Source organism: Alicyclobacillus fodiniaquatilis, from assembly GCF_042678105.1.
GTDB lineage: Bacteria > Bacillota > Bacilli > Alicyclobacillales > Alicyclobacillaceae > Alicyclobacillus > Alicyclobacillus fodiniaquatilis.
Genome location: NZ_JBHUCX010000013.1, coordinates 89,978 through 108,115, shown reverse-complemented (window position 1 = coordinate 108,115; position 18,138 = coordinate 89,978). Strand labels below are relative to the sequence as shown.

17 protein-coding genes are annotated in these 18,138 nt (G+C 54.3%); 8 read left to right on the top strand and 9 right to left on the bottom strand.

The window, feature by feature from the left end; genetic code table 11:
• Positions 1-112 precede the first annotated feature (112 nt).
• The 9 genes from ACFSB2_RS03620 to ACFSB2_RS03580 form a co-directional block, all read right to left on the bottom strand.
• Positions 113-4,123, bottom strand: coding sequence for a WIAG-tail domain (locus tag ACFSB2_RS03620; protein WP_377941342.1), 4,011 nt, complete (start codon positions 4,121-4,123; stop codon positions 113-115).
• 183 nt (positions 4,124-4,306) lie between these two features.
• A complete protein-coding gene (locus ACFSB2_RS03615) occupies positions 4,307-5,569 on the bottom strand; it encodes an MFS transporter (RefSeq protein ID WP_377941341.1) in 1,263 nt (420 codons plus the stop codon).
• A gap of 103 nt (positions 5,570-5,672) precedes the next feature.
• Positions 5,673-6,251 (bottom strand): TetR/AcrR family transcriptional regulator, encoded by a 579-nt coding sequence (locus ACFSB2_RS03610; protein WP_377941340.1) that lies wholly within the window; start codon positions 6,249-6,251, stop codon positions 5,673-5,675.
• Between the two features lie 218 nt (positions 6,252-6,469).
• Positions 6,470-6,958: a GNAT family N-acetyltransferase gene (locus ACFSB2_RS03605; protein ID WP_377941338.1), complete on the bottom strand. Its 489-nt coding sequence runs from the start codon at positions 6,956-6,958 to the stop codon at positions 6,470-6,472.
• Positions 6,959-6,965: 7 nt separating this feature from the next.
• Positions 6,966-8,048, bottom strand: a complete 1,083-nt coding sequence (locus ACFSB2_RS03600; RefSeq protein ID WP_377941337.1) for an N-acetylneuraminate synthase family protein — start codon at positions 8,046-8,048, stop codon at positions 6,966-6,968.
• The gene (pseG, locus tag ACFSB2_RS03595) at positions 8,041-9,138 is read right to left on the bottom strand and encodes a UDP-2,4-diacetamido-2,4,6-trideoxy-beta-L-altropyranose hydrolase (RefSeq protein ID WP_377941336.1); all 1,098 of its coding nucleotides are present in this window, start codon (positions 9,136-9,138) and stop codon (positions 8,041-8,043) included. The genes ACFSB2_RS03600 and pseG overlap by 8 nt, the downstream gene beginning before the upstream one ends.
• On the bottom strand, positions 9,122-9,895 hold the full coding sequence (locus ACFSB2_RS03590) for a cytidylyltransferase domain-containing protein (RefSeq protein ID WP_377941334.1): 774 nt from the start codon (positions 9,893-9,895) through the stop codon (positions 9,122-9,124). The genes pseG and ACFSB2_RS03590 overlap by 17 nt, the downstream gene beginning before the upstream one ends.
• Positions 9,896-9,918: 23 nt before the next feature.
• Positions 9,919-11,145, bottom strand: coding sequence for a UDP-4-amino-4,6-dideoxy-N-acetyl-beta-L-altrosamine transaminase (gene pseC, locus ACFSB2_RS03585; protein ID WP_377941333.1), 1,227 nt, complete (start codon positions 11,143-11,145; stop codon positions 9,919-9,921).
• Between the two features lie 16 nt (positions 11,146-11,161).
• Positions 11,162-11,521: an S-Ena type endospore appendage gene (locus tag ACFSB2_RS03580; protein ID WP_377941331.1), complete on the bottom strand. Its 360-nt coding sequence runs from the start codon at positions 11,519-11,521 to the stop codon at positions 11,162-11,164.
• Between the two features lie 190 nt (positions 11,522-11,711).
• On the opposite strand from ACFSB2_RS03580, the gene ACFSB2_RS03575 reads away from it, so the two are divergent.
• The 8 genes from ACFSB2_RS03575 to ACFSB2_RS03540 all read left to right on the top strand — a co-directional run.
• Complete coding sequence (locus ACFSB2_RS03575; protein ID WP_377941329.1) at positions 11,712-12,107, top strand: hypothetical protein; 396 nt, start codon at positions 11,712-11,714, stop codon at positions 12,105-12,107.
• A gap of 170 nt (positions 12,108-12,277) precedes the next feature.
• Positions 12,278-12,634, top strand: a complete 357-nt coding sequence (locus ACFSB2_RS03570; protein WP_377941326.1) for a hypothetical protein — start codon at positions 12,278-12,280, stop codon at positions 12,632-12,634.
• Positions 12,635-12,683: 49 nt separating this feature from the next.
• Positions 12,684-13,022: an S-Ena type endospore appendage gene (locus tag ACFSB2_RS03565; RefSeq protein WP_377941323.1), complete on the top strand. Its 339-nt coding sequence runs from the start codon at positions 12,684-12,686 to the stop codon at positions 13,020-13,022.
• Between the two features lie 30 nt (positions 13,023-13,052).
• The gene (locus tag ACFSB2_RS03560) at positions 13,053-15,017 is read left to right on the top strand and encodes a motility associated factor glycosyltransferase family protein (RefSeq protein ID WP_377941321.1); all 1,965 of its coding nucleotides are present in this window, start codon (positions 13,053-13,055) and stop codon (positions 15,015-15,017) included.
• The gene (locus ACFSB2_RS03555; protein ID WP_377941318.1) at positions 14,998-15,888 is read left to right on the top strand and encodes a class I SAM-dependent methyltransferase; all 891 of its coding nucleotides are present in this window, start codon (positions 14,998-15,000) and stop codon (positions 15,886-15,888) included. The genes ACFSB2_RS03560 and ACFSB2_RS03555 overlap by 20 nt, the downstream gene beginning before the upstream one ends.
• A complete protein-coding gene (locus ACFSB2_RS03550; RefSeq protein ID WP_377941316.1) occupies positions 15,885-16,211 on the top strand; it encodes a hypothetical protein in 327 nt (108 codons plus the stop codon). The genes ACFSB2_RS03555 and ACFSB2_RS03550 overlap by 4 nt, the downstream gene beginning before the upstream one ends.
• Complete coding sequence (locus ACFSB2_RS03545) at positions 16,186-17,283, top strand: hypothetical protein (protein WP_377941313.1); 1,098 nt, start codon at positions 16,186-16,188, stop codon at positions 17,281-17,283. The genes ACFSB2_RS03550 and ACFSB2_RS03545 overlap by 26 nt, the downstream gene beginning before the upstream one ends.
• A 95-nt stretch (positions 17,284-17,378) precedes the next feature.
• On the top strand, positions 17,379-18,138 hold a 760-nt coding region (locus tag ACFSB2_RS03540; protein ID WP_377941311.1), incomplete at its 3' end, for a sugar phosphate isomerase/epimerase family protein.

The window sequence follows — 18,138 nt, the reverse complement described above, 5'->3', positions numbered from 1 at the left end:
GCATTGTATCCATTCTAAACAATATCATGACAAAAGGGCCACTTATCTGGCCCTTTTGTCACTTGATTTTGAAGAATACCGTCTTCATCCAGTTGAATCTGTCATCTAAACTTTATTGTCCAATCGCTATCCAATTGACCCAAGCACTCAAATCAAACACACTTTTTCGGCGTACAATTGTCAATGTGAAGGTATTCTCTGTTTGCGCTGTCAATGCGGCGTAACAATCAGGATGACTGGTGGTCGCGACAACTACAAAGTTGATATTGGAAAACGATTCATCCAGCGTGATCGTCAGATTTACGAATTCCTCTTCATCCTTAAACATAAAGGGCGCCATGCCGAACTGTTGCAGACAGTCAGCTTTTGCAGCAGTGGTGCGCACAACGTTCAGCGCCAGCTTCTCGCTTGTCACTGCGCCATCTTGCAGCATTTCGCCCGCAATGACACTTTCACCCAGATGCCTGGATTCTACAGCTCCATCAGCTAACGCGTCTGCGCCTACCGCGCCGTCCGCCAGTTTCTCGCTCGTCACTATGCCATCTTGCAGATGACCCGTGCCGATGATCCCTTCACGCAGTTGGTCGCCCGTTATCTCCTTTGGTTCCAACAGTTCTGCCACTTCCGCTGCCAGATGTTCCTTCGTCACTGTGTTCAAGGCCAATTTCTCTGTGGTTACCACGCCGTCTTGCAGGTGCCCGATACCGATGATCCCTTCACGCAGTTGGTCGCCCGTTATCTCTCTGGGTTCCAACAGTTCTGCCACGTCTTCCGCGAGATGTTCCTTCGTCACAGCATTCTGCGCCAATTTCTCTGTCGTTACCACGCCGTCTTGCAGGTGCCCGATGCCGATGATCCCTTCACGCAGTTGGTCGCCCGTTATCTCTTTGGGCTTCAACAGTTCTGCCACGTCTTCCGCGAGATGTTCCTTCGTCACAGCATTCTGCGCCAATTTCTCTGTCGTCACTACGCCGTCTTGCAGGTGCCCGGTGCCGATGATCCCTTCTTGCAGTTGGTCGCCCGTGATCTCTTTGGGCTTCAACAGTTCTGCCACGTCTTCCGCGAGATGTTCCTTCGTCACAGCATTCTGCGCCAATTTCTCTGTCGTTACCACGCCAGCTTGCAGCATCTCGCTCGCAATGACACCTTCACCCAGATGCCGGGACCCTACGGCTCCGTCCGCCAGTTTCTCGCTCGTCACTGCTCCATCTTGCAAATGCCCGCTGCCAATGATGCCTTCATGCAGTTGGTCACCCGTGATCTCTTTCGGCTCCAACAGTTCTGCCACTTCCGCTGCCAGATGTTCCTTTGTCACCGCGTTCTGGGCCAACTTCTCCGTCGTGACCACGCCATCTTGTAGCATCTCGCTTGCAATGACACGCTCACTCAGGTGCCTGGACTGGACTACCCCTTCTGCCAGCGCGTCTGCGCATACCGCGCCGTCCGCCAGTTTCTCGCTCGTCACTACTCCAGCTTGCAGATGCCCGCTGCCAATGATGCATTCATGCAGTTGGTCACCCGTGATCTCTTTCGGCTCCAACAGCTCTGCCACTTCCGCTGCCAGATGTTCCTTTGTCACCGCGTTCTGGGCCAACTTCTCCGTCGTGACCACGCCATCTTGTAGCATCTCGCTCGCGATGACACCTTCACCCAGATGCCGGGACTGGACTACCCCTTCCGCTAGCGCGTATGCGCCAATTGCGCCTTCGGCAAGATGCCATGGCTGGATGGCAAAAGCCTCGATTTTGCTCTCATTTACACTGCCGTCCGCCAGCTTCTCACTTGTCACTGCGCCATCTTGCAAATGCCCGCTGCCAATGATGCATTCATGCAGTTGGTCGCCCGTGATCTCCTTCGGCTCCAACAGCTCTGCCACTTCCGCTGCCAGATGTTCCTTTGTCACCGCGTTTTGGGCCAACTTCTCCGTCGTGACCACGCCATCTTGCAGCATCTCGCTCGCGATGACACCTTCACCCAGATGCCGGGACTGCACTACGCCTTCCGCCAGCGCGTCTGCACCCACTGATCCTTCGGCCAGGTGCCTGGACTGTATCGCAAAAGCCTCAATTTTGCTGCCATTCACACTGACATCCGCCAATGCATCCGAGCCTACTGCGCCATCTGCGAGGTGCTTTGCCTGAATCGCAAAAGCTTCGATTTTGCTCTCGTTTACACTGCCGTCCGCAATTTTCTCACTTGTCACTGCGCCATCTTGCAGGTGCGCTGTCTCAATGATCCCTTCACGCAACTGCTCACTCGATATTTCCTGCGGTTCGAGCAGCTCAGCCACGTCTGCTGCGAGATGATCCGACGTCACTGCGCCCTGGGCCAACTTATCTGCGGTTACCGAACCGTTCAGCAACATCTTACTCGTAATCGCAATTTCACCCAGATGCCTGGACGAGACTGCTCCTTCCGCCAACGCATCCGCACCCACTGCCCCATCTGCAAGATGCCTGGATTGTATCGCGAAAGCTTCGATTTTGTTTTCATTTACACTGTCATCCGCCAACTTCTCGCTTGTCACTGCGCCCTCTTGCAAATGCGGTGTCTCAATGATGCCTTCATGCAATTGGTCGCCTAAAATCTCTTTCGGCTCCAGCATATATGCCACATCTGACGCGAGATGATCCGCCGTCACTGCGCCTTGGGCCAACTTATCTGCCGTGACTGCCCCATCTTGCAACAACCTGCTTGCGATCACGCCATCATCTAGATGCTTAGACTGCACGGCCCCTTCCGCCAGCGCGTCTGCGTTCACGGCGCCCCGTGCCAGATGTTGTTCTTGTACGGAAGCGTCGGCAAGATGTTCAGACGAGATGGCGCGAGTCATGATTTTTTGCGAAGTTACACTTTGGTCGCTCAACTTGTCAGTGGTCACGGAGAAGTTGATAATTTTCTCCGTTGAAACGGATTCAGCCGACAATTTCGATGTCGTGATGAGATGATCTGTGAGATGTCTGGAGTTCACTGTGTTATTTCCAATATGCTCGCCGTGAATCGACTGTTTGCTGATGTGCTGTGATTCAATTGCTCTTTTGGCGATGTTCTGCGCATGGACTGACTGTTGTGCCAGTTTCGCTGTCGTGATGGCTCCGTCTTTCACCTGCGGCGTATCGATGGTCGCTTCTTCAATATGTCGACCAGTGATGGATTTTGCTGCGACGTGGTGCCCTTTGACGGCATCGACTGCGAGTTTGGCTGACGTCACGCTTTGCTCCCCAAGTTTTTCCGTGCCGATGGCGCCATTTGCTATCGCCTGTTCCTTCACTGCCATAGGCGCCAATTTACCTGTGGTCACTGCGCCATCGATGAGATGCCGGGTTTGCACGCTTCCTTCCTGAAGATGTTGCTCTCGTACCGCGTTTTTCTGTAGTTGCCTGGAGCCAATCGCGTCATTGGCAATTTTGCTTTGGGTCACTGCGTGATCCTTGATTTTGGATTCAGCAACAGACCTTTCCGCGAGTTTGGCGGTATCCACTGAAGCGTTGGCCAAATGGACTGACTGAACTGCGCCGCTTTTAATTTTATTGGCTGTGACGGCTTGCGCTTGAATCAGTTCGGAGGTGATGGACTGCTCGCGAAGATGCTTTGTCTCGATGGAATTCTCTGCGATTTTCATCGCATCAATGGTTTTATCCGCCAATTTTTCTGAGGTAATGGACTGATTCATCAGTTTTTCCCCAGGTATGGTATTGTTTTGCAACTTATCCCCATTGATAATGCCATCGGCGATATGGGATTGTTTGATCGCGCCCTTGGCAATCTTGCCTGCCGTGACACTCGCATTGGCAAGCTTTGATGATTCTACGGCATAATCCCGCAATAAATTGGTGCTGATGCTGTCCGTTTTGATCTTTGTTTCGTCAACTGCCCGGTCAGCAATTTTTTCGGTCGTGATCAACTCATCACTTAGGTCATCCGTGTAAATTATCAATTTTTCTTGCGCATCTTTGCCTTGACGTATAATGTCTTCAAACGGTATGACCGACCCTTCTAGCGCGTCCTCTTCTTCAATGATAACTTCTTCTATTTGTCCCCAAGGGGGAGTCACCTGTGTTGACGATTGCACAGCATTTCTTTGGAATGTCTTTCGCTTCTGTTTTGGCTTTTGCCTCTGCACGTGCTTCCACCTCCGTGAGAATATTGAGTCATTGCCCTAGTAGTATGCGGGCTTTTGCCCCGTGGCATGGATAAACGCCTATATGGGCACGATTGAAATGTGTGACCATGCAGACTGCCACCATAGCGACATCAAGACACCATTCTCACAGATAAATTACAATTCTAAACGATAACTGTCCGCTTATATTTGTTCGTGATTTCCATCCTCCTGTGGATAAAGGTCAATTGGCAACTGCGATAAATTGACATTGCGCTCACGCAGCCAGCAGTAAACCACGGAACTGATAATGGTCAAAATACAAAGCGCGACCATTCCCCACAAGATGTTGTCAAAAGCATGGTTCGCAGGTAAAGTTCTCTGCCACACAAGCGCGCTGCCCGAAAGCGTCACACCGAGTGCGCCGCTAAAAAATTGCATCATCTGAAAAAGGCCCATGCCCGATGCGAGCAGGACTTTGGACAACTGACGCGACATCTCGTTCGATACTGCGCTCGTGGCCGCTGTGAAGCTGATGCTGGTCAAAATATAAAATGCGAGAACGGCCCAATCAAAGTGGGTCGCACAAAGCGCGAGCGCCAACATGGAGATAAACAAGAACGTGAAACTGACCATATAAGTGCCAATACCGATAGAAGCAAGCAGTAGATACTGCCTGTCGCCAAATAATTTTGGAAGTACAAACGGACTGGCTGTTCGCCGAATTCGCAAGATGAATAACGCGATAGCGAGTATTCCGCCAAGGAGCAACCACACGTTTTTATCCGTCAGGCACAACAGCAACGAGGACACACCGATACCAATGAACGAGGCGCCCAATGCATCAAATGACCCACGTAGAACAGATTCGTTTGGCATCCAACGCCGCAAAAAAGGAACCAGCAAAAGGGTAACTGCAGTCACCACAAATAAAACATGCCAGCCCAAGTACTGAACGATGGCCCCGCCCACCACTGGACCGAGTCCTAGCCCAAGCGAGGCAGCCGATGAAATCATCGCCATCGCCCGACCTCGACGCGACTGGGGAATATATCGACTCAAAAAGACATAGCTGAGCGACATGATTGCACCAGCCCCGGTCGCTTGAATCAACCTTGCCCCAAGCAGCACGCCAAAATTATCGCTGAAAATCCCCATGATAGACGCCCCGCCAAGCGACAGACCTGCAATCGTCATCAATGTGCGAATGGGGACAAAATCGGATAAGCGACTGTAAGTAATCGACGACAGGGCAAAAACAATCGAATAACCAGTCACAACCCAGGACGCGACCGAAGGATTTAAGGAGAACTGTGTGGCGACTTCGGGTAACGCCAAGTTGAACATTGACGTATTCATGATGACGATTATCACCGTCAATCCTAACAACCAGACAATTGCGCGCTCATGGACGACAGGTGTGTCCTCACGCGCGACAGTCTTATCCAACGCTAGATTTGTCGACATTTGTATCTCCCTTTCTCATTGCTGAATCAAATCACATAGACGGATAAGACTGTGCGAACTCAACTCATTTTTGACCAATCGTTCTAAAATGACCGAAAAAAATCTATTCTTCCAATACCTTTAGCGTTGTATCCACAATCCGCTCCAATTTTTTCACGTCATCTGTGATTTTCACCATCACACGCAGCCCTACGCTCGCATTTGTCAGATATTGTGCGATTTGTAGCGCATCTAGCGCTGCAGAGAACTCTCCTAACTGCTGGCCTTGCAAAATCTGCCGATAAAATCGTTGCTCTGTTTGTTTGAAATGGTCTTTGACCTTCTGGGCAATCTGCTCATCATGAACGGCCAATTCAACCGCTGTATTGATAATGAAACAACCTTGGGATGGCAGTTCCTCACGATAAATCAGCATGTCGAAGCGACATCGAATGGCTGCTTTCACGGATGTCTGAGCATTCACACGCCGCTCTATTTCACCTGTGCGCATTTCTTGATATCTATCAAATGCCTGCATAAAAAGCGCGTATTTGTCCCCAAACGTATCGTAGAGACTTTTGCGGTGAATGCCCATGTGATCTAACAGGTTCTGCATGGACGTCTTCTCGTACCCCTGTTGCCAAAACAAATCCATCGCTTGGCGCAACGCTGTATCGACGTCAAACGCTTTTGTGCGAGCCATGGTTTCACTTCCTTTTGATAGGAGTATACGCATTTTAGAACGAACGGTCAATAATTGCGTGGATATGCTTTTTAGACGAATCCACGCTTTCTGGCCACACGCACCGCTTCTGCCCGGTGCCGAACCCCAAGTTTGCCGTAGACGGCAGACACGCAATTCCACTCCCTATGGGCCTCATTTGCCCTTTGTGTGATGTGGCGTTACCTCTTTTGCTCCCTTCATAACCGCAGTCTCAACACCACATAAGGCGCAGCGTCGCACTGCTCATCACACGCGCGGTCGGCGCCCTTGTCACCGACAAACCCCGCTCGCTGAAACGCCCGCAGTGAGGCGTCATTGCCGGGCAGAATCCTGGCAAACAACTCCGCCGCCTCTGGCCAGTACTGCAGCGCCAGCGATGTACAGCGCGCGAGGGCGCGTCGGCCTACGCCCTGCCCCCGCGCGGTCGGCGCGATGTTGATACTCACCTCGATTTTGCCATGGCCAGCCGCGTCAAAGCGCAACACCCCCACAGGGGTGGACGCGCGCTCAATCATCACGAGCTTGCGATTGGGCATTGCCAAACTGGCGGCCAGCCACGCTTCATGTTCCTGCTGGGAAACCACATCATGGGAAAGCGAATTGGCGCGCGTCACCGGATCATTGCGCCACATGCGCAAGTGATGGCGGTCGGCCCAGTTCACAGGCCGCAAGTGGATGGCGGTCATGGCGCCTTCACCCGATGTGCGCCCACGTCACAGGTTCGTCAGCGGCGATGTCGACGCGAACTCGGCGACCCATGAGCAACGCCATGAATTTTGGCGGGATCCCCAACCCTGGCCGTTTGACGACCAACATCTCCGCTGTGAGGACGGCGCCTGCTGGAATGTCCATCGCCGCCACGATGCTGCGCCGGCCTTTGCGCGCGAATTCCATCTCATCTGGCGTGCATGTCTTGATGCCGTTGCCCAGCGCAGCGGCCGTCCAACGAATCTGCTGCACCAGCGCTTGCAATTCGTCCGGTTCCAACGCGAACGGACCGTGATCCGGCCCAGGCAGCCTGCGACTTAACGTGAAGTGTTTTTCAATGACGTTTGCCCCCAAAGCCGCTGCGGCGACTGAGATGGTCGTGCCGACGGTGTGATCGGAAAACCCGACGGCGCAGCGAAATGCCTGCCGCATGGTCTCCATCGCCCGCAGATTGACAGACGCCATCGGCGTGGGATAGACAGAATTGCAATGCAGCAAGGCGACTTCACGGTTTCCCGTCGCCAGGATGGCGGCCACCGCCTCTTCGATGTCGCCCAGATTCGCCATGCCGGTCGACAGCAGCATCGGCTTGCCCTTCGCCGCGATGTACTGGAGAAAAGCGTGATCGACCAATTCGAACGATGCGATTTTATACGCCAGTACACCGATTTCGTCCAATTCGTCGACCGCTTGTATATCAAACGGCGAACAGAGAAATGTGATGGCGCGCCGCTGTGCGTGTGCGAACAGTTCGGCCTGCCACGCGCGAGGCAGTTCGTTTGCTTCAATCAATTGGTACACGTCGGCGTCGCCCAAATAGGAAAACCGCGGCGTCCTTTTGGAATACAGCGTCGCGGCGGAAAACGTCTGAAATTTCACCGCGTCACACCCCGCCTCTGCAGCCACGTCGATGAGTTCCTTCGCCATCTCCAAGCTTTGATTGTGGTTCGATCCCGCTTCCGCCACGATATAACACGGCTGACCAGGCCCAACCTCGCGCTGGCCGATGCGCACAGATTCCGCCAGCGCCGTCGCGCGCCGCATGCTCTCTGCTTTATGTTCATTCATCGCCCTTCATCATCTCCTGCCAAATGAAATCTGCCACCCGCATTGCGCCTCTGCCGTCAACCAACCACTGCGCGCGTTCACGCAAGCGAAGGCGCTCATCCCGATTCATGAGCACTTCTTCCGTGCTCGATGCGATGCTGAAATCGTCCACTGCATCCCAAGCGCCAAGATAACGCATGCCACCTTGCGCCTCCCAATCCGCGCCAATCATCTCCTGTCCGCGCGTGATGGCCAACACCAGGCTTGGCGTCCCCACGCACGCCAATTCCAACAACGTGCCGCCACCAGCTGAAATGACAACGTCGGCCTGACCCATCAACTTTGCCATCTGCGGCGCATGGCGAATGACGTCGCAACGGGCAAACACTGCGTTTTGCAGCACATTTTGGCCACGGTAGCCCGGCCCAAGGATGACCTGGACATGGAGACGTCGGCGAACAGATGCGGCCATGCGACGCAGCGCAGCCAAAATGCGCGCCGTCGCACCGTTTGGATCCGCGCCGCCCATCGTGACGAGCAAGCGCGTGGCCACATCGGGCTCAGCTTTGTCTGGTCGACGGCGATGTTGTAGAAACCCGACGCCGACAAGCGCATAGTGCGGCCCAAACAGACATCTTGTGTCCGACGGTGCGGCATAAGCCAGCCGCGGTGCGTGCAGATGGTGATTGACGATGGCCGCGCACGGGTAAGACTGCACCCCAGCAAAGTCGTCGATCACGACCACCGGCACACCCGCATCACAGAGCGTGGCGAGAAATGGGGTGGTCAATGCGTAAATGTCGAGCACCAAGATGTCACGGGCCGATTCCCGGAAATATGTAGCAAGTGCCGCCGCGCCTCGCTCGTCGTCTGTGGCAAGCGCCCACGACTGCACGCCAAACACAGGCGGAATGAGCGCAAGCGCCCACAACTGCGCCTCGGATACAGAGAGCAGGAATTCACAGTGGACGCGATGGACGGTATGTAAAGCGTCGGCCAACGCCAAACAGCGCTTGAGATGCCCAATGCCGATGGCGGAAGAAACGCTGCAAAAAAACAGGACACGGTGTTTTGCCTCCACAGCCACAATTCTTTCAGCTTGGTTCCGCATGCGCTGCCCCTCCCATGTCTGCTAGATCAATCTCCTTTTGTCGCACCTCGCGATTGAGCGAGGCGATCTCCGGGTGCTGTTCCACAAATTGAAGCGCATCCTGCCAAGAAAAAAGCGGATTTTTGCCATACAGGTGCTGATAGATGGCCTGTATCAGCAGCCAGTCCTCCTTGGTGTCCAGCGTCCAACGATGGTGTGAATGGTCCACCTCCTGGGCATAGATCGCAAGGCGGTAGCGCTCCGGATGGCGATAAATAAAGGGCGTGACATGCTCGCGCTCCACACGCAGTTCTGCGCATGCGTGTGCGGCGTGGAGCGCACGCTTGGCGATGATTTCCACGTCCAACCCGCGCGGGAAAGTCCGTAGCAAGGTGTTGCTCAAATAATCCAGCGGATCGAGCCGTTGCGATACATCACGCAACATGGCGTCCACCAATTTGCCGTCCATCAGTGGACAATCGGCGGTGATGCGCACGATCCAATCACTGTCCGTCTGCAGCGAGGCTTCATAGAATCGCCGCAAGACATCCTCCTCACTGCCGCGATACACGCCTACACCGTACTGACGCGCATCCGCCACAATCTTGTCATCCTCGGCGCAAACAGTCGTCGCCACCATCACCGCTTGCAGCATCTCACTGGCTTGCAGCCTGCAGATGACCTGGCCAAGCACCGTCTTGTCGAACAGCGGCAACAACACTTTCCCAGGCAGGCGTGTCGAACCCATGCGCGCCTGAATGATGGCGGTGGCATTCATCCCATCTCTTCTCCCTCTGAAATTCATGACAATGAATCACGGCAATGCCCATGCTGCACATAGTAATTAAACACTTTGCGCACCGCTTCGATGACGTCTTCGGCGTCTTGGTTGCTCATTGCGGGAAACAGAGGCAGCGTGATGACTGTGTCGTAGCACTGCTCTGCGACCGGACACAGTCCGGCAGAATAACCCAGTTGTCGATAATAGGGATGTTTGTACACCGGGATGTAGTGCACGTTCACACCGATGTTTTCCGCCCGCAGCGCGTCGTAAATCTCCTTGCGCCCGACCTTCAGCCGCTCTGGCGCCACGCGGATGGCGTACAGATGCCAACCCGCGTGCGCGTCGTCGTCAGCGGGCGGCGTGATCAGCCCATCCACCCTAGCAAACGCAATCTGATACTGGCGGACAATCTCACGCCTGCGCCTGAGAAAAGCGTCCAATTTGGCCATTTGGCTGTTCCCCAACGCAGCCTGGATATCCGTCATCCGGGCGTTTACGCCTAGATACTGCATCTCGTAATACCATGCACCCTCGTAGTGCTCACATTTTGCGGGATCCCGCGTCACGCCATGGGAGCGAAATTGCCGCAGCCGCTCACAAAGATACGCCTCATCGGTGGTGACGACACCCCCCTCCCCCGTGGTGACCGCCTTGACTGGGTGAAAACTGAACATGGTCATATCCGCCAAGGTGCCCACGCGCTTTCCTTGATACGAGGCCCCAAGCGCATGTGCCGCGTCTTCGATCACCAACAGCCCATTTTTTTTGGCGATGCTCGCAATTTCGTCGTGATCGACAGGGCGGCCAGCGTAGTCCACTGGCAGGAGCGCTTTGGTGTGCGGCGTGATCAAATGCTGAATACAGAGCGGGTCGATATTGTACGTGTTGATGTCGATATCCGCGAACACAGGGCGCGCGCCTGTGTACAGCACGGCATTCGCCGTGGCCACAAACGTGAATGGCGAAGTAATGACCTCATCGCCAGCGCCGATGCCTGCAGCATGACAAGCCGCGTGCAGCGCGGCAGTGCCACTGCTGAATGCCACCGCATATTTCGCGCCTACGTAACTCGCAACTTTGGCTTCAAATTGCGCAATGGCCGGACCAGTGGTGAGAAAGTCGCTGCGCAACACCTGCATGACCGCCTCGCAGTCATCGCGGTCGATCCACTGGCGACCATAGGGCAACATGCTGCTGCGGACAGGCTGACCTCCTCTAATCGCCGGGATGTGACTTCCTCGCATGGTTGATCCTACCCTTTCAAAACAGTTCATACCGCGGTGTCATACAAAGCGTGCCTGTGGCGCTTTCAGCTTGTGATGGCGCGTGGCCTGTCAAGGTGATGGTGTCGAAGCCGACAACGGTAAATGCCGTACTCTCTTTGTTGCCCAAGTTGAAACTTGTGACCGCTGTGCTGCCAATGGAAAACGCGACAGTCACATGCGTCATCCCGACGGTGTTGCTGGTTGCCTGCAGGGTTCCAGACGCCGAAACGATTTCAGTCGCATGATAGATGGTTTGCGGCGTCGAACCAGATGCCAGCCATTTGAATTCCAAACAATCCTGCACAATCTCTCTACGCAATCCACAACAAGCCGTTCCCCCCTGTGAACAGCCCAACGCACCCTCACCTCCACAGCGCTTTTATTTATCCTCACAGTATGGATTAGAAGCATGGGTGACGAGGTCAAGTGCCCTTGGGCGCATCAACCATTTTTCATTCCTGGGAAAAACGCCCGGTACTTTCGGACATCTGCGCCAATACCATATGACGACAGAATGACGCATTCGGCAGTGGGACGGGATATCAATGAACAAAAACAATTCAAAAGTAGTGGTCCTGAATAACCAGGTGACAACGGTCCGTGTGACGACGGGCGTGAAAAAAGCCAAATGCAGCCCCAAACGGCGGGCGCCGAAGATCAAAAAGATCAACGGCCGTATCTTTCAGCTGTGCAACGACGAACCCCAAGTGTACTTTGTATCGGTGCGCCTGCGGCCTGCGGCGCTGATTCAAATTGAGAACAAATCCGCCTGCCAGATGCGCGCCATCGTGCACCTGGGCAATGGTCGGACTGTGGAACAAACGGTCGGAAGAGAACAGCAGATTTCCATTTATGTGCCATCAATAGCGCGCTTGGCGATTCAGTGCACGGGTGAGGACAACGCGGTTTGCCGCGGCTATTACGCTTTGTGTTTGTCATAAACGTAGAACCGCCACAAGCAGCGGGGCTTCTTCAGTGAAATCGCGGCGTTGGAATAGACAAACCCGCGCGGCAAATAATCCGCAGACAACCCTGCATCTTTGCCAGGGACAAGAAAAAAACGCAAAAAATACATTGTGATATGTCAATTAAGGAGAGGAGGGACAACCACATGGCATACGATAACTTCACCGTCGCGCCCACCATCTTGCCCAACAAGGTAGACATGCAATGGGCAACGACGGCAACTGGCGCCCAAACGCTGCTCAACGCCACCAAGGGAACCGGCTTGGCGAGCCTTTCCGGTTACATTCTGCACAACAGCGGTTCTTCGGCCAGCACGGTGAGCGTGGTGTTCAAATCCAGTTCCGCCCAAGCATCCAGCGCAGCGCTCGCAACGCTCACAGTACCGCGGGGGCAATACCAGTCCTTTTACGTATCCGGCGCCAGCTATGTCACATTGGCGTCCACAACCATTGCCGGAGCCAATGGTGAATTCAACTTCACCTTGAACACCAACCCTTTGTAACGCGCTGCACTGGCCTCCTTCGGAACGCGACGAAGGAGGCGGCGTACATATGCCAGGAGGTGACACCTTGTGCTGTCAGATCAAAGTGATTCCCAACCACATTGACACTCAGTGGGTGGCGAATCACGCCGTCGTCGTCCCTTATCTTGCCGATCTCCCCGCAGCCATCACAGGCTATGTGCTCAATCACAGTTCTTCCAAGGGGCCTGTGACCATCCACTTTCTGCGCGGGGGAAGCGCTGGCGCGCCACTGCCGTTTGCTTTCACGGTGGAGGCTGGCGCATATCAATCCTTTACCGTGATCGGCGTGGATGCGATTCGAATTGCAACAGAAGCGGATTTTGCCTCGGGTGAACTGAATATTCTGGTCAATTTCAGTCCGTTTTAAAAATGCGAATGGCAAGGGGGGTGTACAAAAATGTCTGTCCGCGCGCGTGAAGGTGCCCATCAGCAACAGACGTTTATCGACAACCTACAGTGTTTCCCCGCCTACATCCGCGCACAGATTCAAGCGGTCGATCTCGCCGATGTGTGGGCACGGGTCCAAATCATGCACACTGTGGACGGACATCCTTTTTGCAGATATCGAGATGGCGAACACTGGGTGCAAATCAACAGCGCGCATCCCGTCACACAGGCGCAAAATTGGGCCAACCCGTTAGGTTTGGCGGATTTGCGCGCGCTGTTTGTCTATGGCGCTGGGTTTGGCTATGCGCTGACTGAAGTCTTACATCGAGTTCACTCCGATACAGTCGTGGTCGTCTTCGAGCGGGAGATTCACATTTTCATCGCCATGTTACACGCGTTTGATTTACGGCCCCTCTTCCAGAAACACGACAAGTGCATCTTCTTTATCGGCGACACAGTGGACATTGCCCAACACTTCTCCGCGCTCTTATTGACCGAGCATGTCTACGATTTGACCATGCCATCCGTCGTATATGCGCCAGAGACCAAGCACTTCAAAACACAGTACACCCAGCTTCATCAGTATGTCTTTGATCGCCTGGCGCAACAGACGTTCGCGCGTGGCAATGATCACTATGATTCCTTGCTCGGCTTGCACAACATGGTGGACAATGCCGGCGTGATTGCGGAGAGCCCGTTCCTGCCCACGTTGAAGAACCGGTTTCAGGGCAAACCTGTATTTATTGTCGCCAACGGCCCTTCCCTCGACCGGAACATCCATCTGCTGAAACAGATTGGCGGGAAAGGGCTTATCCTCTGCTGCGAATCCGCCATTGCGCCGCTGATGAAAAACGGGATTCTCCCGGACGCCATCATCGTCGCTGAACGCGTTCCGGCCAGCTATCTCTACCACTTCCAAAATGTCCAATATCCTGACACCATCGCCCTGCTCGCGCTCACGGTCGCCGACCCGCGCACCTTTCGCTCCTTCTCCGGCCCGAAAATCCCGATTTTTCGCAGCATGGAGTCCAACAGCCAGTGGTTAAACCGCATTCTCGCTGATGGCGAGGGACTGCCAGGTGGGATCAATGTCTCCCACTTGGCCTTTGAACTGGCGGTCTACGTCGGCGCTGACCCCATCGTCTTCGTCGGGCAGGATCTCGCGTTCGGCGCCGATGGAACCACCCACAGTCGACATGCCAAATACACGGACGAAGGGCAGGATTACATCGAAGGCATCAAGCAAGGTCCCGTCGTCTATGTGGAAGGAAATGATGGCGCGCTCATCCCTTCCACACCTGCTTGGGTCGACTACAAGAAGTGGTTGGAACAGTTGATTCAGGCGCTGCCCGCCCTGACGGTCATCAACGCGACCGCTGGAGGCGCGCGCATAGAAGGAACGCAACGTGGTGAATTACAGGACGTCATCAACCAATACTGCACAGCCAACCTGCCGCATACGCTACACGGGCTGATTGCCAGCGTGAAGCAGGGCATCGACGTGAAGGAACGCCAGAAATCTTTGCAACATCTGATCGGCGAACTGCGAAAGTATGTCGAAATCTACCGCGCACTGAAAAAATTCGCAGCCGAAACCAGCACGGCAACAGTGTGCGTGTGGGAAGATGACAAGCAACCTGCTTCACCAGAGCGCCAGCAACGCCTCCAGGCGGCTTATGCGCAAAACAAACGAGCGCTGGCTCGATTTTTGCAGCCGCACGTGCATCACGTGTTTCTACAACAACCCATCCTGTACGGACTTCACCGCATCAATCGGCTAGGCGCCCTCCATTCGTTTGCACGACTCCGGGATGCCCTTTGGCTACAGGTCACCCTGTTTGACCATCTCGCGCTGGTGTGCGACAGTTTGGCGCAAAATTTCCGCACCGCTGCTGAAAAAGCCACGCGATGCGCCACCGCAGCAGATGACATTTCACAATCAGGGAGTGAACAAAATGAACCAACAAGACAGTGAGGCTAAGCGTGTTGCACTGAGCCTCATTGCGCGCATCAAGGAACACACCCGTGGCCTACAGGACGTGCTGTGGTCCCAAGAGGAATTGATGGCCAACAAAGAATTTTTGAATACAGCCAGTCAGAAAATCAACGATTCTATCGATCTCATCGCCAAAAACCTGTACTGGTATCAGAAAGTGGGCTGGAAGAAGTTCCTGCTCGACCGCGCACAGGTGGAACAAGCGGCGTTCGAGGCGGCCGCCCAGGAGGAAAAGCTTCGCTTTGGTGATTGGTTGGCGGCCTCAGCGATTGGCATGGACTTCTATCGCACTTTTCCACAGCAGTTCCCCGAGGCGGCCATCATGCGTCACCTGCCCGAAGGAGAGGCGCTCACGAAACAAGCCATCCTGGATGTGGGCTGCAGAGATGGATGCTGGCTGCAAAAGCTGATCGATATGGGCGCTCGCCCGCAAAATCTAGCTGGCATTGAACCCTGTGACACGCTTTTCGCAGAAGCTGAACGGGCGCTCGGCAAACGCATCCCCATCGCGCATGGATATCCAGATACGCTGCCATTTCAAGTGCAGCAATTTGACGTGGTGCTGGTGTTCGGCATGCTCATGCACGTGTTGGAAGCGCATCTGCTCCAGCGCGTCTGCAGCCAACTGGTCAGCGTACTTTCTCAACACGGTGTCATTTTTGTTGTGAACGCCAGTGAGCAATACCTAGCGCAACAAGATCCCTACATCGCCTACACCACGCGCGTACTAACAGCGGATCACCTACAGGCTTTGTTCCCGCAGTATACCGTTCAATTCGAAACGACTGACACCATGACACTCGCCATCATCACACGGGATGCGAACTCTGCGAAAGGGTGTATGGCATGAAAGCACATCTGGCGCAAGACATCGAAACCCTTCACGAGTTGCTCGCCGCCTGTGTCCACGCGTGGCAGATGGGATACGACACTGGCGGCTATCAATGTTTCGCGCAAAGTGTGACCCAGTTGGAGTCCATGGTGGAAACCCATTTTGATGACCTGCAAGCCGAGGGAGAATCCCTGATACAGATGCTGGCGCGATTGGCTCGGTTCGTACAACAAAAAGACATCATGGCCGTCCAGGACGTCGTGGAATACGAATGGCTGCCATTGGTGATCGCATGGAAAAGGAGATGGGCAGCCGATGACCACACAACCGATACCACATGAAGCCAGCACTGAACGCTACGCGAAAAACCTGCAACACCTGCCGACACATGTGACCACGCAACTGGCAAAGCTCAACCACCAACAAATTTGGCAGAAGTTCGACGTGGTGCACACCCCAACAGGCCAGCCCATTTGCCGGCACAAAGAACATGGTCGGCTCACGCACGTCAATCGGTTCGATCCGCTCGAACAAGCGCGACAATGGTCCGCCCTGTTCCCGCTGCATATGATGCGCACGGTGCTGCTATTTGGCTGCGGCTTTGGCTATGCCTTGCGCGAGCTTGCTGAAAAAACGCGCAAAGACAGCCAGATGCTCGTCTTTGAACGCGACATTCACCTGTTCGCCGCCATGTTGCACTATGTCGACTTGTCCACCATCCTCCTCAGACGACAGTTCACTTTTTTTGTCGGGGATGTTCAAGATTTTGCCCAAGCGTTCTTGGCGCTGACCAGCACAACGGATTTGTATTCTCTCACCGCCCCTTCCATTCTGTTCGCGCCGGAAGCCCGGCTCTTCAAAGACGATTACCTGCAAATTCAGCGCAAGGTGTTTAACCTGTTGACACAGAAAATTTCTAAATTAGGGAATTTGAACTTCGCTTCCATGCCGGGTTTTCACAACATTGTTGACGATGCGGACACATTTGGCGCACAGGACAAAGGGACAACAAGCGGTGAACTGCAAAAATACAGGGAGATCTACCGCGCGTTGGCAACTTTCGCCGCAGCGCGACGAACGAAGTGCGAGCAGATGTTCAGCGTGATCGAACAACGCAAGATTTTCGAGGTTGAAGGATGGGTGAAAGACGAACTCAAGCACAATGATGAAGGCATCTTCCGGTTTCTGGCGCCCGAACTGCACACGGCTTTCTTTCAACAAATCGTCCTCTACGGCTGCCATCAGATGAACAAATTGGGCGCCATCCATACGGCCGGACAAGTGCGCGACGCCATCGCCATCCACTACGAGACGTTCGATCATCTACAGCTCATCTGCCGTGACCTCGCACACTATTTTCGCGATGTGATGAACAGATTGGCGCAAGAGACATCTTGCGCGAAACTACGCTAGCATTCAGTATTAGTAGAGAAATGTGAATGTCATGGTTTTTGCTGTGATGTAAGGGGTTTCAATCAGGAGATGTGGATTGAATGGGAGGCGAAACAATGCAGTGGGCATTTATGACCGCAAATTACGTGGCGCAGGAAGTCGGGTACGAAGCGAACACAGTTCATCATGACTGGGGCCGGTGCGCAAGCGCGACTTCGGACGCATTCCATGGACCGCAGTTTGAGGAAAAGTTCGAAGCGTTGATTGCGGATGTTCGAGACATGGGCTTTGAGGCCATCGAACTGTGGGTTGACCACCTCACCCCGTTCCGCGCAACACCGGCCATGATTCAGCAGGCCATCTCCATTGTGGAACGGTATGGGGTTGAAATTGTCGGGTATACAGCTGGGTTCCCCACCCCTGGTGTTTCTCGCGATGACGCCACGCGCGTGTTTGAGACGGCGCAGGCCCTTGGCGTGAAAGTGATGGCGCAGGGATTTCATCCAGCCAACGGCGAACTGATACAGGAACTGTGCAGCCAGTACAACATTCGTGTCGGATTGGAAAACCACCCGGAGAAGACGCCGCAGGAGGTTATCGACAAGGTGAAGCCATTCTATCCTTGGATTGGCTCGGCCAACGATACAGGATGGTTTGCCACCCACGGCTACGACGCCGTCAAGGCGACATATGACTTGCGTGAAGTGCTGGTGCATGTCCACCTGAAAGACATCCTGGCCGTCGGCGGACATGACACGTGCGCGCTCGGCGACGGTGTCGTAGACGCGCGCGCTGTCCTCCGCGCTTTGAAAGACATCGGATACGATGGCATTGTGACCATCGAGCACGAGCCAATGGATCACAATCCAAAAGAAG

Coding starts and splice junctions, on each gene's coding strand:
- ACFSB2_RS03550 (WP_377941316.1), top strand. CDS start 15,885: ATGAAAGCACATCTGGCGCAAGACATCGAAACCCTTCACGAGTTGCTC.
- ACFSB2_RS03555 (WP_377941318.1), top strand. CDS start 14,998: ATGAACCAACAAGACAGTGAGGCTAAGCGTGTTGCACTGAGCCTCATT.
- ACFSB2_RS03605 (WP_377941338.1), bottom strand. CDS start 6,958: ATGACCGCCATCCACTTGCGGCCTGTGAACTGGGCCGACCGCCATCAC.
- ACFSB2_RS03600 (WP_377941337.1), bottom strand. CDS start 8,048: ATGAATGAACATAAAGCAGAGAGCATGCGGCGCGCGACGGCGCTGGCG.
- ACFSB2_RS03610 (WP_377941340.1), bottom strand. CDS start 6,251: ATGGCTCGCACAAAAGCGTTTGACGTCGATACAGCGTTGCGCCAAGCG.
- pseG (WP_377941336.1), bottom strand. CDS start 9,138: ATGCGGAACCAAGCTGAAAGAATTGTGGCTGTGGAGGCAAAACACCGT.
- ACFSB2_RS03575 (WP_377941329.1), top strand. CDS start 11,712: ATGAACAAAAACAATTCAAAAGTAGTGGTCCTGAATAACCAGGTGACA.
- ACFSB2_RS03590 (WP_377941334.1), bottom strand. CDS start 9,895: ATGAATGCCACCGCCATCATTCAGGCGCGCATGGGTTCGACACGCCTG.
- ACFSB2_RS03545 (WP_377941313.1), top strand. CDS start 16,186: ATGACCACACAACCGATACCACATGAAGCCAGCACTGAACGCTACGCG.
- ACFSB2_RS03615 (WP_377941341.1), bottom strand. CDS start 5,569: ATGTCGACAAATCTAGCGTTGGATAAGACTGTCGCGCGTGAGGACACA.
- ACFSB2_RS03570 (WP_377941326.1), top strand. CDS start 12,278: ATGGCATACGATAACTTCACCGTCGCGCCCACCATCTTGCCCAACAAG.
- pseC (WP_377941333.1), bottom strand. CDS start 11,145: ATGCGAGGAAGTCACATCCCGGCGATTAGAGGAGGTCAGCCTGTCCGC.
- ACFSB2_RS03565 (WP_377941323.1), top strand. CDS start 12,684: ATGCCAGGAGGTGACACCTTGTGCTGTCAGATCAAAGTGATTCCCAAC.
- ACFSB2_RS03560 (WP_377941321.1), top strand. CDS start 13,053: ATGTCTGTCCGCGCGCGTGAAGGTGCCCATCAGCAACAGACGTTTATC.